The following is a 17,669-nucleotide window of genomic DNA, read 5'->3' as shown; positions in this document are numbered from 1 at the left end:
CAGTTGCCAGACCGCAAGGTGTTTTAACAAATCAAAAGGGGTTTTTATAGCGGATTTATAGCTGAAAGCTCTACAGAACCCCCTGCCTAGCAGGGGGTTTTCTATATACAAGAAAAAGCTACGCTGGAGCGCAGCTTTGCATTCAGGATGTAAGCAGAATTAACGCCAATTGATACAGAACGCCTTGGATTTATTTATTTGTTTCAATATCTCACCCAGTTTTCGTGAGTCATTATTGCTATATGCAACGGTGTATGTATCGTTGGTGTCGTCTCCACTTAAAAGTGAGGAAGCACCAAGATTATAGATTGTGTTATCAACGGTTACATAAACACTTTTCGTAAGTAATCCTGCCACATTCTCATGGCTCTCTTTCGAAGATACTATAAAATGCAACCAATCATACGTACTCCAATAGAATGCCAGAATACCTGCAATTTCTGTCTTATTTGAGATTATATTTAGCGTACCAAAAGGAGATTCACTTCCACTGATCCATCCTCCCTTATCACTTATATATCCCCAATCCTGACCGTGATTAAACTTGCTGGTTCCTGATATAAGATCAAAGGACAGCATGCAGTTAAATTTCCAATCACAAGCCATCATATCTTCTTGAGTTGGCTGCCAAATTGAAAATTCTCCACTCTCATTAATCTTTTCAATTTGGGGCGAAAAATTCGCCGACTTGGGAGCAAGGCGAATATACTCGTTAGAAGCCTCCCAATCACTACGATACAACTGATTACCTAAATACACTTGAATTATTGCCCAAGGAAAAGAACCAACTGGTGCCACTACAGCATCAAGCTTAATCTTGTATTGGTCTGGATCAAATGGACACTTGAGATCAGGTTGCTGATTTTCTGGCTTATTAACTTCAGACATAAATCCCTCACTTATTATTTGTTAAAGTTCAAGGCAATTTCATCCTACGGCTAAATCACCAAAAAATTTTACTTAAGTAAGATTATTGCTTCAATCAAATACCCTCGTATAGCAAGACATATAATTTGATATATGATGAGTGATTCACTGAATTGTAAGCTCAAAGTTTGCTGCTATGTACATATTTATTGTGAAACAAGACAAATACATATGAATAATATTGAATACAATGAGGCAAGAAGAAAAAATTTAACTTTAATTTCATATGAATGTATAACATGTGATGTATACACATGTTAATGTAAGAATATATAGCAGCATTAACGATAAATTATTTAAATCAAAACGACTAAACGGAGAATGAGTGATGAGTCCATTAAAAGCCGGTGACAAGGCACCTCAATTCAGCCTTCCTGACCAAGATGGCGAAACCATTAATTTGTCTGATTTCAAGGGGCAGCAGGTTTTAGTTTATTTTTATCCCAAAGCAATGACTCCAGGCTGCACCGTTCAAGCATGTAACTTACGTGATACGATGGATGAACTGAAAAGCGTTAATGTTAAAGTGCTAGGCATCAGCACAGATGCACCTGAAAAGTTATCCCGCTTTGTAGAAAAAGAGAGGCTGAATTTCACACTGCTTTCTGATGTTAACCATCAAGTTGCCGAGCAATTTGGTGTTTGGGGAGAAAAACAGTTCATGGGGAAAACCTATGACGGCATTCACCGCATCAGTTTCTTGATTAACCCACAAGGTGATGTTGAACACGTTTTTGATAAATTTAAAACTAGTAATCATCATCAAATTGTACTGGATTATGTGAAACAACATTAATCTTGTGTCTAATATCCTTCGTCTTTCAAGTTGCCGCTCCATCCATCAGGCGGCAACTTATTTACTTTTTCACTCGCTATTTTTCATTGATCAATTCTCACGACTCAATTCTGCAATATTAGCAGTTACTTTTATCATTCTTTTTCTTCAAATTTTTCTTCCGGCAAAACGTGAATGACAGCTTTGATTAAAGTAGCCAATGGAATAGCAAAGAAAACGCCCCAGAATCCCCATAATCCGCCAAAAACAATCACAGAAAGGATGATGACAAGAGGATGAAGATTAACTGCTTCCGAGAACAAAATTGGCACAAGAAGGTTTCCATCCAAGCCCTGCACTACCAAATATGCGATGAACAGAGTCCAGAAATCGGCCCCAATTCCCCATTGAAACAAAGCCACAACAATAACTGGAATAGTGACAAGTACGGTGCCGATATAAGGAACAAGCACAGATAAACCGACCAAAACCGCAAGCAACAAAGAATAATGCAAATCAAAGAAAGCAAATACAGCATACGTGCAGATGGTCAATATAACCATTTCTGTTACTTTGCCACGGATATAATTGGTGATCTGCTGGTTCATCTCACGCCACACTTTTCCAGCCAAACTACGGTTACGTGGCAATATACGTTGTAATGCCACCACCATCTGTTTTTTGTCTTTTAATAGAAAGAACACCATCAAGGGAACAAGGATCAGATAAATAGCCAGCGTCAATAATCCAATCAAAGAAGCAACCGAAAACTTAAAAACGGACTCACCCGCCAAAGAGAGTTTGCTACGCAGATTATCAGCAATCATATCAATAATACCGGCATCAACCAGCGCAGGATAACGAGAAGGTAAAGTATGCGCATACTCATTAAATCGATTAATCATATTGGGGAGATCAGAAATTAAATTTAAACCTTGCTGCCAGACAGTCGGGGCAACAATCAATATAATTAACGCACTGATTCCCATAAAAATTGTTAATACAATAGAAACAGAGAGTGTACGACTACAGCCCAATCTTCCTAATTGTACAGTGGGCCATTCCAACAAATAAGCCAGTACAATAGCTGCAAGGACAGGTGCCAAAATCCCATTAAAAAAGTAGATGATCCCAAAACCAGCCAATAAAATGACTGATAATGCAACAACTTGTGGATCAGTGAAACGGCGACGATACCATTGCATGATCATATCCAACATAAATAAAACTCCTTAGAGATAACTCCTAATGATTATTTTTCACTAAAATTTATTATCATTAACGATTTTAAGGTACCCTTTTACCATCAACGTATTCATGAAATTGATAGCCAAAACGGAGCACACTGTTTTATGAGAATCGCTTTATGAAAAAAACGTCGAAAAAATCTCTGATAACCATCTTTATCAGCCTGTTGTTATTGGGTAATACACCTGTATTATCTGCCCCGGCTGAAGATTCACTACCTGATATTGGCACTACAGCGGGGGCAACCCTCAGCATCAATCAGGAAATGGCCATGGGTGATTTTTATATACGCTTAATACGAGCCCAAGCACCTCTGATTTATGACCCGCTACTGACTCAATACATTGACAACCTAGGTCAGAAATTAGTCAGCCATGCCGATTCAGTAAAAACTCCCTTCCATTTCTATCTAATCAATAACCCTAATATTAATGCCTATGCGTTTTTCGGTGGTAACGTTGTTCTGCACTCGGCTCTATTGCGCTATAGTCGCAATGAAAGCGAGCTGGCATCTGTCGTAGCTCATGAAATTTCCCATGTTACACAACGGCATTTAGCACGATTGATAGAAGAACAAAAACGTGCCAGCCCCCTGGCATGGGCTGGCACACTGGGTTCTATCCTACTGATAATGGCCAACCCACAGGCAGGCATGGCCGCACTCAGTAGTACACTAGCCGGTTTCCAACAGGGCATGATCAGTTTTACTCAATCGAATGAGCAAGAAGCTGATCGTATTGGAATGCGAACGCTCAGTCGAGCAGGATTTGACCCGCGCGGTATGCCTAACTTTATGCAGATACTGGCAGATCAATCCCGCTATAGCTCTACGCTACCGGAAATGCTATACACACATCCATTACCTGACAGCCGTTTGGCTGATGCTCGCAATAGGGCAAATCAATATTCAGCTAAAGCCATCCCTGAATCGCAAGATTTTCTGTTCGCCCGTGTTCGTATTTTAACAATGTATTCGACCAATCAACGTCCTTATATTGACGAATTATTAAAAAAATATAGTCAAGGAACCGCCAAAGAACAGTTTGCTGCTGCCTATGGACATGCTATTTTGCTTTCTCAGGATAAAAAGTATACTGAGGCCAGAACAATGCTTTCTCCATTGCTGGATAAACAACCGGATAACATTTGGTTTATTGATACAATGACTAATATTGATATTGGGCAAAAACAGTATAGCAGTGCTATCAATCGATTGCAGGATGCCCTCAAAAAGCAGAAAAATAATCCAATATTGCAAGTCAAACTCGCCAATGCCTACTTTATGGACAAAAAATATTCTCAGGCATCACAACTTCTGTTTCGTTATACCTTCAATCATCCAGACGATCTCAATGGATGGGAACTGTTAAGAAATACGGCCGGAAAACAAGGAAAACGCGATGAGGCACTCGCCGCCCAAGCGGAAATCATGGCATTAAAAGGTCAATTTGACTTAGCTATAACGCAACTTAGCGAGGCCAGTGCATTGGCAAAATTGGGTAGTTATGCTCAAAAGCGGTATGATGCCCGCATTGATCAATTGCGCCAATTGCAACAAAGTTATAGCCAATACAAAAAATGAAGGATTTTTACATGCAACAAGTTACTTTCTACCATAATCCCCGCTGCTCAAAGAGCCGTGAAACACTTAAATTGGTTGAAGAACTCGGCATTGCGCCTGAAATCATTCACTATCTCGATACGCCACCTACAGTAGAACAACTTGCCGTGTTATTGAAGCAGCTCGGTTTCAACGATGCCCGTCAATTGATGCGTACCAAAGAAGAGCTATATAAAGAGTTAAACCTTGGTGATACCGCATTATCCCAAGAAGCATTGCTTCAGGCGATGACGGAAAACCCCAAATTGATAGAGCGCCCGATTGTTGTTGTTGGTGATAAGGCGCGTTTGGGGCGTCCCCCTGAGCAAGTTAAAGAAATTCTGTTCTAAATATTTTTCAGGGAAATAAATAAAAAAGTGATAGGGATATATTCTCTATCACTTTTTTATCCTGATCTCATTTCCTTTCTGCTTTCTTAATTCAAAGCTCAAGGATATCTTTCACAAACGGAATAGTCAGTTTGCGTTGTGCTACAATAGAAGCACGATCAAGTTCATCCAAAGTTTTAAACAACGTTTGCATTTCCCTATCGAGCCGTTTCAGCACAAAGCGCCCGACATCTTCTGGTAATTCAAAACCCCGTAATTTTGCCCGTAGTTGCAATGCCTGAATTTTCTCATCATCAGACAAAGGCTGTAATTTGTAAATTTGCCCCCAATCCAAACGGGATGCCAAATCCGGTAGCGTCAGGTTTATTTGCCGCGGGGGACGATCACCTGTGATCAAAAGACAAGTCCGGCCAATTTCTACAATTCGGTTGTAAAGGTTAAAAATAGCCATCTCCCATGCCTGATCACCAGCAATACACTCAATATTGTCGATGCACACTAATGATAAATGTTCCATACCATCAAGGACTTCGGGAACAAAATAGGCACGCTTATCCAGTGGTACATACCCTACAGCTTCTTCCTGCTGAGACAATTCGGTACAAGCTGCGTGAAGCAAATGGCTCTTGCCCCCGCCATCGCGGGACCAAAAATAGATATAACTGCCGTGTGAATGGCTAATGGCCAATTTTATTGCAGCTAATAAGGAAGTATTCTCACCTGCAAAGAAACTGGCAAAGGTTTCATCATCGGGCAAATATAATGGCAATGAAAGCTGCGACGGTGTATTCAGAAGCACCTCAAACAGAATGGATAACGAACAGTGCTAAGTCTACCACAAAAGGTCTCTATAAATGAAACGAATGCTTTGTTTAAAGCAGGAGGTTATTATTGAGGCTCATCACCCCATAAGATGAGGGATAATTTACAACCAATCGGATAGTAAAAATTTACTTTTTTTGACTGGTATTATAATGAACATTCAGGTTAGTATCAAAACATGTTTTCCATAACTCTACACCTGTAACAAAACAAAGTCTATTTTGTCCGCAAGCTAGATATAGACCAGTTCACTCCAGAGAAAAAGTTCTTATATCTGACAACCCTATACTACCAATAGTCAATATTACCAATAGCAAAAATACGATACATTACCAGAGATTTTAACTTATCCATCTTAAGTTACTTTCATTGGAGGTTAATATGTTAATGGAAACAATATTACGCGATGTGATAAAAAAAACTCAAAGCGTTTTTATAGGTGGCTCCTCCAACAAATTTTTTTTTGAAACTAAAAAAATTGATAAAGTTGGTGAATATGAGTCTCCTATAGTACATAAACTAATAAATACCATTGAACAAAAAGAAGAGAAAATTAGTAAATTACGTATAGAAGAAAAGCAGATTTATAGTCAAAATGGCTCAGAAAGCATTCCCCAATGCTATAAATATTTTACTAAGAATAAATTCAAAACCAATCTCGTTGGAAATTGTGATGAACTTTCTACTTATGCTTTTCATTACTTGATCAAGAATTATTCCCTCAAAATTTTTAATCATTACAAAAAACCAGATCCCGATCCTAAAAAAATAATATACATAACTATGTATGAGACCCAGGAACCTTATGATCATATTTTTATAAATATATGCCATATGGAAGATAAAATTAGTTCAGAACAGATGAAAGAAGCACTATTATCCATTCAATCAGAATCATGGATATGTGATCCCTGGGCAGATATTATTTGTAAAGGAAAAAATTATCACTATAAATGGCAAAGTAAAATGATCGAGTGGTTTAGTAGCAATTGTTTCGTAACAGATAAAAATATTAGAGAAAAAATAGCAAACACGGAAAGATACAATAATTTATTTTCTCCTTTAAGACCAGTGATATACAATGCAATCAGACAAGATTCAAAATTTAATGTATTAGAATTGGCTTTCTTTGATCAAGATGGAAGCATTACTACATTGACAAGAGATGATAAAATAGCCCCTTATAACATTAGCGAAATTAATAGACCAGTTATCAAACCACAGGGGTTATATAATTTAAATAGAAACAGTTCTTTCAATTCTCCTTCTTCTAAGAACTTATCTGATATTACAGCCGATAAATTAAGAGAAAAAGCACGTATATATAGAGGATTAGCTAAGATAGCCTTGAAAAAAGATGTTAAATTATCTGATTAATTTGAAAATAGAAAGGGCTTTAAAATAAAGCCCTTTCTTATCAATTTGACTAATGTAATTTATTCTATTGCTTCACGCCTTTTGTTATCTTCAATCGACTCCAAAGATGAGTTAATATATTGCTCTTCTGGACGAATAATACTGATCAACTTGAAAAGCAGACTCAAACCAATGCCTACAACCGTGGCAAGTGCCATACCCTTCAATTCTGCTGCACCAATCTGAATTTTCGCTCCACTAACACCAATAATTAAAATAACAGAAGTCAGAATCAAATTCTGCGCCTTGCTGTAATCAACTTTCGAATCAATCAATACTCGGATACCTGATGCACCAATCACTCCGTATAGCAGCAGAGAAACGCCACCCATAACAGGAACAGGGATCATTTGAATTGCCGCAGCCAATTTACCGACACAGGAAAGCAATATTGCAATCACCGCAGCACCGCCAATCACCCACGTGCTATACACACGGGTAAGCGCCATAACACCAATATTTTCACCATAAGTCGTGTTGGGTGTTGAACCAAAGAAACCCGAAATCATCGTTGAAAAACCATTCGCAAACATCGAGCGATGCAGACCCGGATTTTTCAATAAATCTTTCTGCACAATATTTGCCGTTACCACCAAATGCCCAACATGCTCCGCAATGACTACCAGCGCCGCAGGTAAAATCGTCATGATGGCAAACCATTCAAAACGTGGAGTATAGAATGTCGGTAATGCAAACCACGGAGCTTCACGTACTGGAGTTAAATCTACAACACCCATGAAGAATGACAATGCATAACCCACCAAAACACCAATCAGAATCGGGATAATCGCCATAAAACCACGGAACATCACTGAACCGAAGATCGTTACGCCCAGCGTTACCATGGATATGGTCAGGTTGGTTGTATTGACCTCAGTGCCTGCTGCTGGACGCAAACCCGCCATATCAGCAGCAACACCTGCCAGCTCCAGCCCGATCACTGCAACAATAGCTCCCATCGCGGCAGGCGGAAACATCGCATTGATCCATCCTCTTCCCGCAACTTTTACAATCAGGGCAACCAGACAAAACAACAAACCACAGATAATAAATCCACCCAATGCCAACTCATATCCCAAAGGCAGCAACAACAATACAGGCGAGATAAAAGCAAAACTGGAACCTAAGTAGGCCGGGATCTTTCCTTTACAAATCACCAAATACAGCAATGTTCCAATGCCGTTGAACAACAAAATCGTCGCGGGATTAACTTTAAACAAAATGGGAACCAAAACGGTTGCACCAAACATGGCAAATAGATGTTGTAAACTTAAAGGGATAGTCTGTGCCAAAGGCGGTTTTTCGTCTACCCCAATAGTCCGACGGGTCATTATTGATATCCTTTTATATCATCTGGCTAGAAACCAAAAAAAGCCGACTTTTCAGCCGGCTATAAGTGTTATTTAGTACCAAATATTTTATCACCTGCATCCCCTAAGCCGGGGACGATATATCCATGTTCATTGAGATATTCATCAATTGAGGCGGTATACAATTCAACATCAGGGTGAGCTTTTTCTAGTGCAGCAACCCCTTCCGGCGCAGCAACCAAAACCAGTACCTTAATTACAGAGCATCCCGCTTTTTTCAGCAAATCAATGGTGGCAATCATCGAGCCACCAGTCGCCAACATCGGATCAACAACCAATGCCATGCGCTCATTAATGTCAGAAACTAATTTCTGAAAATAGGGTACAGGCTCAAGTGTTTCTTCATCACGATATACACCAACGACACTGATTCGCGCACTAGGGATATTTTCCAGTACGCCATCCATCATGCCCAAGCCCGCACGCAGGATAGGTACTACTGTAATTTTTTTTCCTTTAATTTGGTCTATTTCTACCGGACCACACCAGCCATCAATGGTCACTTTTTCAACATCCAAATCAGCAGTTGCTTCATATGTCAGAAGACTACCCACCTCTGAGGCCAGTTCACGAAAGCGTTTGGTGCTTATATCATGATCTCGCATCAGGCCAAGCTTATGTCTAACTAGTGGGTGTTTAACCTCAACGATCTTCATGGGTTTCTCCTAATATAGCCAGCAGATAAAAAATCGCGGGATTATACCTCCTTTTCAACATCAAGCCACTACCAATCTATTGATTTTTATCAATCACGAGTAGTTTTCTTCTATTCTGCTCCGGCAGGAAACCTATACAAAGCTATCGCAAACGTTTGCTTAGGCTGTTAGAATTGTCGCCGTTCTGTTTTATTCATAAAAATGCAACCGCCTGGGAGCTACGCAGTGACCAACAAAACCTCTCTTAGCTATAAAGATGCTGGTGTCGATATTGATGCCGGCAATGCCTTAGTCAATCGTATCAAAGGTGTCGTAAAACAGACCCGTCGCCCCGAAGTGATGGGAGGATTAGGTGGTTTCGGTGCATTATGTGCCCTGCCACAGAAATATCGTGAACCGATATTGGTTTCCGGTACAGATGGCGTTGGTACCAAGCTGCGTCTGGCCATGGACTTGAAGCGCCATGATACTATCGGAATTGATTTGGTTGCCATGTGTGTCAATGATCTGGTTGTTCAGGGAGCTGAGCCTCTTTTCTTCCTTGATTACTATGCCACCGGCAAACTGGATGTCGACACAGCCGCCAGTGTCATTACAGGGATAGCAGAAGGCTGCAAACAAGCAGGCTGTGCATTGGTCGGTGGTGAAACAGCAGAAATGCCCGGTATGTATCACGGTGAAGATTATGATGTCGCTGGTTTTTGCGTCGGTGTTGTCGAAAAATCAGAAATTATTGATGGCAGTCAGGTACAGGCTGGCGATGCTTTGATTGCACTCGCATCCAGCGGACCACACTCCAACGGCTACTCCCTGATCCGTAAAATCCTTGAGGTGAGTCAGGCAGATCCAGAAACGACTCAGCTCGAAGGGAAACCACTCGCAGACCATTTACTTGCCCCAACCCAAATTTACGTTAAATCAGTCCTTGAGCTGATCGAAAAAGTTGAGATTCATGCAATTTCACACCTGACTGGTGGTGGCTTCTGGGAAAATATTCCCCGCGTTCTGCCAGAAAATATGCAGGCCAGAATCAATGCCGACAGTTGGCAATGGCCAGCAATTTTTACCTGGTTACAGCAAGCAGGTAACGTCAGTGAGCACGAAATGTACCGCACATTTAACTGCGGGGTTGGTATGATAATCGCCCTTCCACAATCTCAGGCAAAACAAGCAATTTCATATCTGCAAGCATCAGGTGAAAATGCCTGGCAAATCGGTACAATTGCCGAACTCCATGCTGATGATCAACCTATTGTTATTACAATATAAAGTTACAATATAAAGTTACAACATAAAATTATTAAATAAATATTCTGCCCAATTGATTTCAGGTTACAGCCAATCAAGCTGTAGCCTGAAAAAGATATATCTTATGGCTTTTAAGTTGCAATGAAGGCAAGCTATTCAGTGAAAAAACTATTCGTTAAAAAAACTATTCAGTGAAAAAAAACCATTCAGCGAAAACAAATCATGAAAAAAATTGTCGTTTTAGTATCCGGTAATGGTAGTAATCTTCAATCTATTATAGACGCCTGCCAACAAAACCGAATTAATGGACGTATTGCTGCGGTTTTCAGTAATAATGCTGATGCCTATGGTCTGCAACGTGCTGAACAGACAGATATCCCTGCCCATTTTATCAATCCGAAGGTCTATGCGGATCGTACCAGTTATGATATCGCCTTATTCAAAGCCATTGATCAATATGATCCAGATCTAGTGGTTTTAGCAGGTTATATGAGAATTTTATCGCCCGGATTTGTACAGCACTATTATGGACGCCTGCTCAATATCCATCCTTCTCTTTTGCCCAAATATCCCGGACTGCATACCCATCGGAAAGCCATTGAAAACGGCGATAAAGAACATGGTACCTCTATCCATTTCGTTACTGAAGAATTAGATGGTGGCCCCATTATTTTACAAGCTAAGGTGCCGATTTTTGCAGGAGATAAAGAAGAGGATGTTATCGGACGTGTGCAAACCCAAGAACATAGTATTTATCCTTTGGTCATCGGCTGGTTTTTAGATCAGCGTTTGGCAATAGAAGGCAATACAGCAATAATGGATGGCAAGGTTCTGCCACCACAAGGTTACGCGTCGGAATAATCTAGGCTAGCAGATTTCAACTTACAACTTTCTGTTAACTGATTTTATTAGAGTATTTTTTAAGTACTATGTTTTATAAGTGCTAAGTTTTATAAGTGCTATGCTTCAGTGATACTTTACTGTAAGTTACTATTTTGGGTTGATTTATTTCTATGCACGATATGATTGGTTGTTTATCAATCTAAAAATAAATCTAGCAATAATTATTTATTCGAACATTATTTAATATCAAATATATTTATACCCAATAGATTTCAATTTGATGCGCGTGGTGAGAGAACAAACTTCTGGGAGCATAGCGAGTTATATGGCTTGGATAAGTGGGTGCAGCCAACAAAGCGGCGACTTGAAATCTGAAAGGTGTAAGCATGGTTTCAGTTCATACAACCCATTAAAAAAACACTGAGGTATCCAATGTCCAATGGTGCAGAAAACCCATCTGTAAACTTGCGTCCCCTTGAGCGGGAAGATCTTCCTTTTGTTCACCAACTTGATAATAATGCCAGTGTCATGCGTTATTGGTTTGAAGAGCCTTATGAAGCCTTTGTTGAATTATGCGACCTCTATGACAAGCATATTCATGATCAAAATGAGCGCCGCTTTATCATCGAAAGCCTGAACTCCAAAGTTGGGCTGGTGGAATTAGTCGAGATTGATTATATCCACCGTCGTGCTGAATTCCAGATTATCATCGCCCCAGCCTATCAAGGACAAGGCTACGCAACAGTGGCCGCCAAACTGGCGATGGAATACGCTTTTGCTGTTTTAAATCTTTACAAGCTGTATTTGATTGTTGATAAAGAGAACATAAAAGCAATTCATATATACAATAAATTGGGCTTCCATATTGAAGGCGAATTAATCGATGAATTTTTTGTAAACGGCTCTTATCATACAGCCATTAGGATGTGTACTTTCCAACACCACTATTTCGCTAATAAAGCCCGTGAAGCTCAGACCAGCACGCCGGCTCATTAAACGCTAACCATCAAGCCAGATGGAAAACCAAATGGAGCAGTAAGGAGTAGTAATGTCCCACGATCGCCTTTATACCGAAAAAGAACTCAGCTGGCTCTCTTTCAACGAGCGTGTACTTCAGGAAGCAGCTGACAAAAGTAACCCGCTGATTGAAAGAATGAGGTTTTTAGGGATCTACTCCAATAATTTGGATGAGTTTTATAAGGTTCGTTTTGCCGATGTGAAGCGACGCATTCTTATCAGTGAAGAACGGGGTTCAGCCACTGGTGCCCGCCAATTATTAAGAAAGATTCAGGCTAAGGTTGTCAAAATCGATCAAGAATTCGATACCCTTTATAACGATCTGCTGCTGGAAATGGCACGTAATCAAATTTTCTTGATCAATGAACGTCAGATATCTCCAAATCAACAAATCTGGCTGCGGCAATATTTTCGCCAGCATTTACGGCCACACATAACACCAATTGTCATCAATTCAGAAACCAATTTGGTTGAGTTTTTAAAGGATGATTATACCTATTTAGCCATTGAAATTATCCGTGGGCAAGAAACGCAATATGCTTTGTTGGAAATTCCATCCGATAAAGTCCCGCGTTTCGTCAACCTCCCCCCAGAAATGCCAAGAAAACGCAAGTCAATGATATTGCTTGATAATATTCTACGTTACACTCTGGATGAAATTTTCAAGGGATTCTTCGATTATGATACTTTGAACGTCTACTCGATGAAAATGACCCGCGATTCCGAGTATGACCTTGCAACAGAGATGGAATCCAGTCTGCTGGAACTGATGTCTTCCACATTGAAGCAAAGACTGACTGCGGAGCCTGTACGGTTTGTCTATCAGCGTGATATGCCTGATGAAATGGTAGAACTACTGCGTAGCAAGCTGGGGTTATCGAATGATGACTCTGTGATTGCAGGTGGTCGCTATCATAACTTTAAAGATTTCATCAAATTTCCCAATGAAGGAAACCGTAACCTTCTGAACAAACCTATACCGCGACTGCGTCATACTTGGTTTGACCATTTCCGCAACGGATTCGACGCTATCCGTGAAAGGGATGTCCTGCTTTATTACCCTTACCACACGTTCGAACATGTGCTGGAATTACTGCGTCAGGCATCTTTCGATCCCAGCGTGCTTTCGATCAAGATTAATATCTACCGCGTCGCAAAAGACTCACGCATTATTGATTCCATGATTCATGCAGCACATAATGGCAAGAAAGTGACTGTCGTGGTGGAATTACAAGCACGTTTTGACGAAGAGGCTAATATCCATTGGGCAAAACGCCTCACTGAAGCGGGAGTACATGTTATTTTCTCCGCTCTGGGCCTGAAAATTCACGCAAAACTCTTCATTATTTCGCGGCTGGAAGGCGAAGAAATTATTCGTTACGCCCATATAGGTACGGGAAATTTCAACGAAAAAACGGCACGCCTCTATACCGATTATTCTCTGCTGACTGCCAACCCCGAAGTCACTAATGAAGTTCGTCGGGTATTTAACTTTATTGAAAACCCTTATCGGCCTGTCACATTTAATAATTTAATGGTATCGCCCCAAAATTCACGCGCCATGCTCAATCGACTGATTACTCAGGAAATCGAGAATGCACAGGCCGGTGAATTGGCGGGGATCACTCTGAAAGTCAACAACCTTGTAGATAAGGAGTTGGTGGATCGCCTATATGATGCCTCTGAAGCTGGTGTCAAAATCCGCATTCTTGTACGTGGCATGTGTTCTTTGGTTCCCAATCAATCCGGCTTTAGTGAAAACATTCAAGTCACCAGTATTGTGGATCGTTTCCTGGAACACGATCGCGTTTATGTTTTCACCAATAAAGGCGATGAAAAAGTTCTCCTTTCTTCGGCCGACTGGATGACCCGCAACATTGACCATCGCATTGAAGTGGCTGTTTGCCTGCTCGATCCTCTTCTGAAACAACAGGTTATGCATATCCTTGAATTGCAGTTCAGTGATACCGTCAAAGCACGATATATTGATAAGGAATTGAGCAATCACTATGTTCCACGAGGAAATAAGCGTAAAATCCGCGCGCAGCTTGCTGTTTATGATTATTTGAAAAACCTCGAACAACCGGAACCAAGAGCCTGATTTATGCCGTTAAAACACGATACCCCAATGCCCAAACCCCAAGAAATTGCCACTATTGATTTGGGTTCCAATAGCTTCCACATGGTAATCGCCCGTATTGTTAACGGCGCACTACAGGTTATTGGACGTTTAAAAAAGCGGGTTTATCTTGCCGATGGTTTAAACAGTAAAAATGAATTAAGCGAAGAAGCCATAAATCGTGGCCTGAATTGTCTTTCTCTGTTTGCAGAACGATTGCAGGGTTTTTCCGCCAATAATGTCTGTTTAGTGGGAACACATAGCCTACGTGAAGCCGCCAACGTACAAGAATTTTTAAAACGGGCAAAAGAAGTCATCCCCTATCCAATTGAAATTATCTCTGGTCATGAAGAAGCCCGTCTGATTTTTATGGGCGTTGAGCATACGCAACCAGAAAAAGGCCGGAAGCTGGTAATTGATATTGGCGGAGGTTCCACTGAATTGGTTATCGGTGAAGACTTCGAACCTCTATTGATTGAAAGCCGCCGTATGGGCTGTGTCAGTTTTGCCCGTCAATTCTTCCCGGACGGTGTGATTAATGAACATAACTTTCGCCGGGCACGGCTCCAGGCGGCACAAAAACTGGAGAATCTCGTCTGGCAATTTCGGACAAAAGGCTGGGATTTTGCCTTGGGCGCATCGGGAACTATCAAGGCAGTACACGAACTATTGGTGGAATTGGATGAGAAAGATGGCCTGATTACGCCAGAACGTTTAAACATACTGGTAGAACGAGTCCTGAAATACAGAGATTTCACTGCACTGGAATTGCCGGGATTATCCGATGACCGGAAACAAACTTTTGTTTCCGGGCTAGCAATATTGTGCGGCATTTTCGATGCTTTAAATATTCAGGAATTACGCCTGTCTCATGGTGCATTGCGGGAAGGTGTACTTTACGAAATGGAGAACCGTTTCCGTCATCAGGATATTCGCCAACGAACCGCCAAAAGCCTTGCTGAACACTATAATATCGATCGGGAACAGGCAGACCGAGTTTGGTGTACCGCCAAAAATCTGTATAACCAATGGGCAGCACAAAACCCTAAACGAGTACATCCACAACTGGAGTCAATTCTGCTTTGGGCAGCCATGCTGCATGAGGTTGGTTTAAGCATCAATCTGAGTGGCTTGCAACGGCATTCTGCTTATATCCTGCAAAATACCGATCTGCCGGGATTCAACCAAGAACAACAATCGTTGTTGGCAACACTGGTTCGTTATCACCGCAAAGCGGTTAAAGTGCATGAGCATCCCCGTTTCTATTTGTACAAGAAAAAACAGTACCTTCCCATGCTCAAGATATTGCGATTGGCAACCTTGTTGAACAACCAACGCCAATCTACCACAACACCGGATACATTAAGGCTAGAAACCGATCATGGTCATTGGATACTCTATCTGCCCAAAAACTATTTAGCACAAAATGCCCTCGTGATGCTCGATCTGGAGAAAGAGCAAAGCTACTGGCGTGATGTGACTAACTGGAAATTACACATTGAAGAGGAATCGACTTAACGATATCGCGTTATGAAAAAGAACAGGAAAACGGTTCAAATTATAAAATTAATACTGTTTATCAGCTTCTTAATATTATTTGGGCGCTTTATCTATTCATTTATGGCAGCATTGGAACATTCTCTGCAAACACAACAGCAATCGGTGAAATATCTCCATAACCCAAAAACAGAATATAATAACCAATAACACTCAAATTTATGGCGATATTATTACGATCGTCTGGTTTTTTGCCCTATTTTCTGCCTTAAAGGTGCTCCATGTCACAACCAACCTTTACACCTGATAATACAACTGTTGCCAGCCAATATTCCCAAAAGCTGACACATGTTCGTCAACGCCTGCTTTCACTATTCATCCACGATAAGCTATTTGTCGATACATTATTAGGTCAAACTGATGAATATTCAGCTATCAGTGACGAACAATTATTGGAGAAAATAGAGGAAGTCAGTACGCTGCTGACCAGCCTGCATGCTGCCGATATTGCCGATATTCTGGAGGCTTTGCCTTACGATGAGCGTCTCGCTTTATGGCGTTTGATCGACAGTAATCATCGTGGTGAGGTTTTGGTGGAAGCCTCCATCCCCGTTTGGGATAACCTGATCAAAGATATGTCTGACGTTGAGCTGTTACGCACCATTGGTAAGCTGCACGTAGATGAACAGGCCTATATCGTAGAACGTCTTCCCCGTGATACCACTCGCCGCCTGCTGACCTATCTGGAACCGAGCCAACGCAATCGCATCCGAGAAGTATTGCAGTACCATAAAGATAGTATTGGTCAGATGATGGATTTCGAGTTCGTGACAGTGCGAGGCAATGTTACACTCAGCACTGTTCAGCGTTTTTTACGCTCCAGAGGCTCAATTCCCGAAACGACAGATAAGATCTTTGTGATTGATCGCAAGAATCGCCTTCAAGGAGAGCTGCTCCTCACAACCTTACTGCTCAATGCACCGGACAGATTGGTATCCGAAGTTATGAATATGGATACCGTTACTTTCTCACCAGAGCAAAAAGGTGAAGATGCCGCCAGTGCATTTGAACGTTACGACTTGATTTCCGCCGCCGTAGTGGACAATAACGGGCGCTTAATGGGACGCCTAACTGTTGAAGATATCGTTGATACCTTAAGTGAAGAGACTGACACCAATATTCGCCGAATGGGGGGCTTAAGCCGCGAAGAAGATGTTTTTGCTCCTGTTGGTCAGGCGGTAAAAACTCGTTGGACATGGCTCGCCATAAACTTATGTACCGCTTTTGTTGCTTCACGCGTCATTGGCTTATTTGAACATACCATTTCCCAGCTCGTTGCCCTTGCAACCTTAATGCCCATCGTGGCAGGCATCGGCGGCAATACCGGTAACCAGACCATCACCATGATCGTCCGTGCGCTGGCACTTCATCAAATCCAAACCGGCAGCTTCTCTTACCTGTTATTGAGAGAGCTGGGTGTTGCTGTTATCAATGGCATTATCTGGGGTGGAATCATGGGTGTCATTACTTATCTGCTCTATGGTGACCTCGCGATGGGGGGCGTTATGACGATGGCAATGGTATTGAACTTATTGATGGCCGCACTGATGGGAGTATTAATACCCTTTATTATGATGAAATTGGGCAGAGATCCGGCAATTGGCTCCAGCGTGATGATTACTGCAATTACAGATACAGGCGGATTCTTTATCTTTTTAGGATTAGCGACGCTATTTTTGGTTTAGTTTTGATTCTTAAAAAACGCCGATGCTTGAATCGGC

The 17,669-nt window shown here is 41.3% G+C and carries 15 protein-coding genes; 10 read left to right on the top strand and 5 right to left on the bottom strand.

What is annotated here, in order from left to right; all coding sequences use genetic code 11:
- Positions 1-159: 159 nt before the first annotated feature.
- Positions 160-888, bottom strand: a complete 729-nt coding sequence (locus PSI23_RS15665; RefSeq protein WP_273555960.1) for a Thoeris anti-defense Tad2 family protein — start codon at positions 886-888, stop codon at positions 160-162.
- Positions 889-1,255: 367 nt separating this feature from the next.
- Between PSI23_RS15665 and bcp the strand changes: the two genes are divergently transcribed.
- The gene (gene bcp, locus PSI23_RS15660; protein WP_273555959.1) at positions 1,256-1,723 is read left to right on the top strand and encodes a thioredoxin-dependent thiol peroxidase; all 468 of its coding nucleotides are present in this window, start codon (positions 1,256-1,258) and stop codon (positions 1,721-1,723) included.
- A 134-nt stretch (positions 1,724-1,857) separates the two neighbouring features.
- On the opposite strand, the gene PSI23_RS15655 is transcribed toward bcp, so the two are convergent.
- Entirely contained in the window at positions 1,858-2,922 is a 1,065-nt protein-coding gene (locus tag PSI23_RS15655; RefSeq protein WP_273555958.1) for an AI-2E family transporter, read from the bottom strand.
- A 146-nt stretch (positions 2,923-3,068) separates the two neighbouring features.
- On the opposite strand from PSI23_RS15655, the gene bepA reads away from it, so the two are divergent.
- Positions 3,069-4,532, top strand: coding sequence for a beta-barrel assembly-enhancing protease (gene bepA / locus PSI23_RS15650; RefSeq protein ID WP_273555957.1), 1,464 nt, complete (start codon positions 3,069-3,071; stop codon positions 4,530-4,532).
- Between the two features lie 11 nt (positions 4,533-4,543).
- On the top strand, positions 4,544-4,900 hold the full coding sequence (gene arsC / locus PSI23_RS15645; protein WP_273555956.1) for an arsenate reductase (glutaredoxin): 357 nt from the start codon (positions 4,544-4,546) through the stop codon (positions 4,898-4,900).
- Positions 4,901-4,991: 91 nt separating this feature from the next.
- On the opposite strand, the gene hda is transcribed toward arsC, so the two are convergent.
- Positions 4,992-5,699 (bottom strand): DnaA inactivator Hda, encoded by a 708-nt coding sequence (gene hda / locus PSI23_RS15640; RefSeq protein WP_175485901.1) that lies wholly within the window; start codon positions 5,697-5,699, stop codon positions 4,992-4,994.
- A 404-nt stretch (positions 5,700-6,103) separates the two neighbouring features.
- Here hda and PSI23_RS15635 point away from each other — a divergent pair, with 404 nt between their 5' ends.
- Entirely contained in the window at positions 6,104-7,099 is a 996-nt protein-coding gene (locus tag PSI23_RS15635) for a hypothetical protein (RefSeq protein WP_273555955.1), read from the top strand.
- Positions 7,100-7,158: 59 nt separating this feature from the next.
- On the opposite strand, the gene uraA is transcribed toward PSI23_RS15635, so the two are convergent.
- Together uraA and upp are read right to left on the bottom strand one after the other, a co-directional pair.
- Positions 7,159-8,469, bottom strand: coding sequence for a uracil permease (gene uraA, locus PSI23_RS15630; protein ID WP_273555954.1), 1,311 nt, complete (start codon positions 8,467-8,469; stop codon positions 7,159-7,161).
- A gap of 68 nt (positions 8,470-8,537) precedes the next feature.
- Positions 8,538-9,164: a uracil phosphoribosyltransferase gene (upp, locus tag PSI23_RS15625; RefSeq protein ID WP_273555953.1), complete on the bottom strand. Its 627-nt coding sequence runs from the start codon at positions 9,162-9,164 to the stop codon at positions 8,538-8,540.
- Positions 9,165-9,389: 225 nt separating this feature from the next.
- Between upp and purM the strand changes: the two genes are divergently transcribed.
- From purM to mgtE, 6 genes are all read left to right on the top strand, one after another.
- On the top strand, positions 9,390-10,433 hold the full coding sequence (purM, locus tag PSI23_RS15620) for a phosphoribosylformylglycinamidine cyclo-ligase (RefSeq protein ID WP_273555952.1): 1,044 nt from the start codon (positions 9,390-9,392) through the stop codon (positions 10,431-10,433).
- A gap of 201 nt (positions 10,434-10,634) precedes the next feature.
- Positions 10,635-11,273, top strand: a complete 639-nt coding sequence (gene purN / locus PSI23_RS15615) for a phosphoribosylglycinamide formyltransferase (RefSeq protein WP_273555951.1) — start codon at positions 10,635-10,637, stop codon at positions 11,271-11,273.
- A gap of 414 nt (positions 11,274-11,687) precedes the next feature.
- Positions 11,688-12,251, top strand: a complete 564-nt coding sequence (gene speG, locus PSI23_RS15610; protein ID WP_273555950.1) for a spermidine N1-acetyltransferase — start codon at positions 11,688-11,690, stop codon at positions 12,249-12,251.
- Positions 12,252-12,303: 52 nt separating this feature from the next.
- Positions 12,304-14,373 (top strand): polyphosphate kinase 1, encoded by a 2,070-nt coding sequence (gene ppk1 / locus PSI23_RS15605; RefSeq protein ID WP_273555949.1) that lies wholly within the window; start codon positions 12,304-12,306, stop codon positions 14,371-14,373.
- A 3-nt stretch (positions 14,374-14,376) separates the two neighbouring features.
- Complete coding sequence (gene ppx, locus PSI23_RS15600) at positions 14,377-15,909, top strand: exopolyphosphatase (RefSeq protein ID WP_273555948.1); 1,533 nt, start codon at positions 14,377-14,379, stop codon at positions 15,907-15,909.
- A gap of 260 nt (positions 15,910-16,169) precedes the next feature.
- On the top strand, positions 16,170-17,633 hold the full coding sequence (mgtE, locus tag PSI23_RS15595) for a magnesium transporter (RefSeq protein WP_273555947.1): 1,464 nt from the start codon (positions 16,170-16,172) through the stop codon (positions 17,631-17,633).
- Positions 17,634-17,669: the final 36 nt, after the last annotated feature.

The organism is Xenorhabdus yunnanensis (genome assembly GCF_028598805.1).
Lineage (GTDB): Bacteria > Pseudomonadota > Gammaproteobacteria > Enterobacterales > Enterobacteriaceae > Xenorhabdus > Xenorhabdus yunnanensis.
Note: the sequence above shows the minus strand (reverse complement) of the source record. Positions and strands in the feature narration are given on the sequence as shown.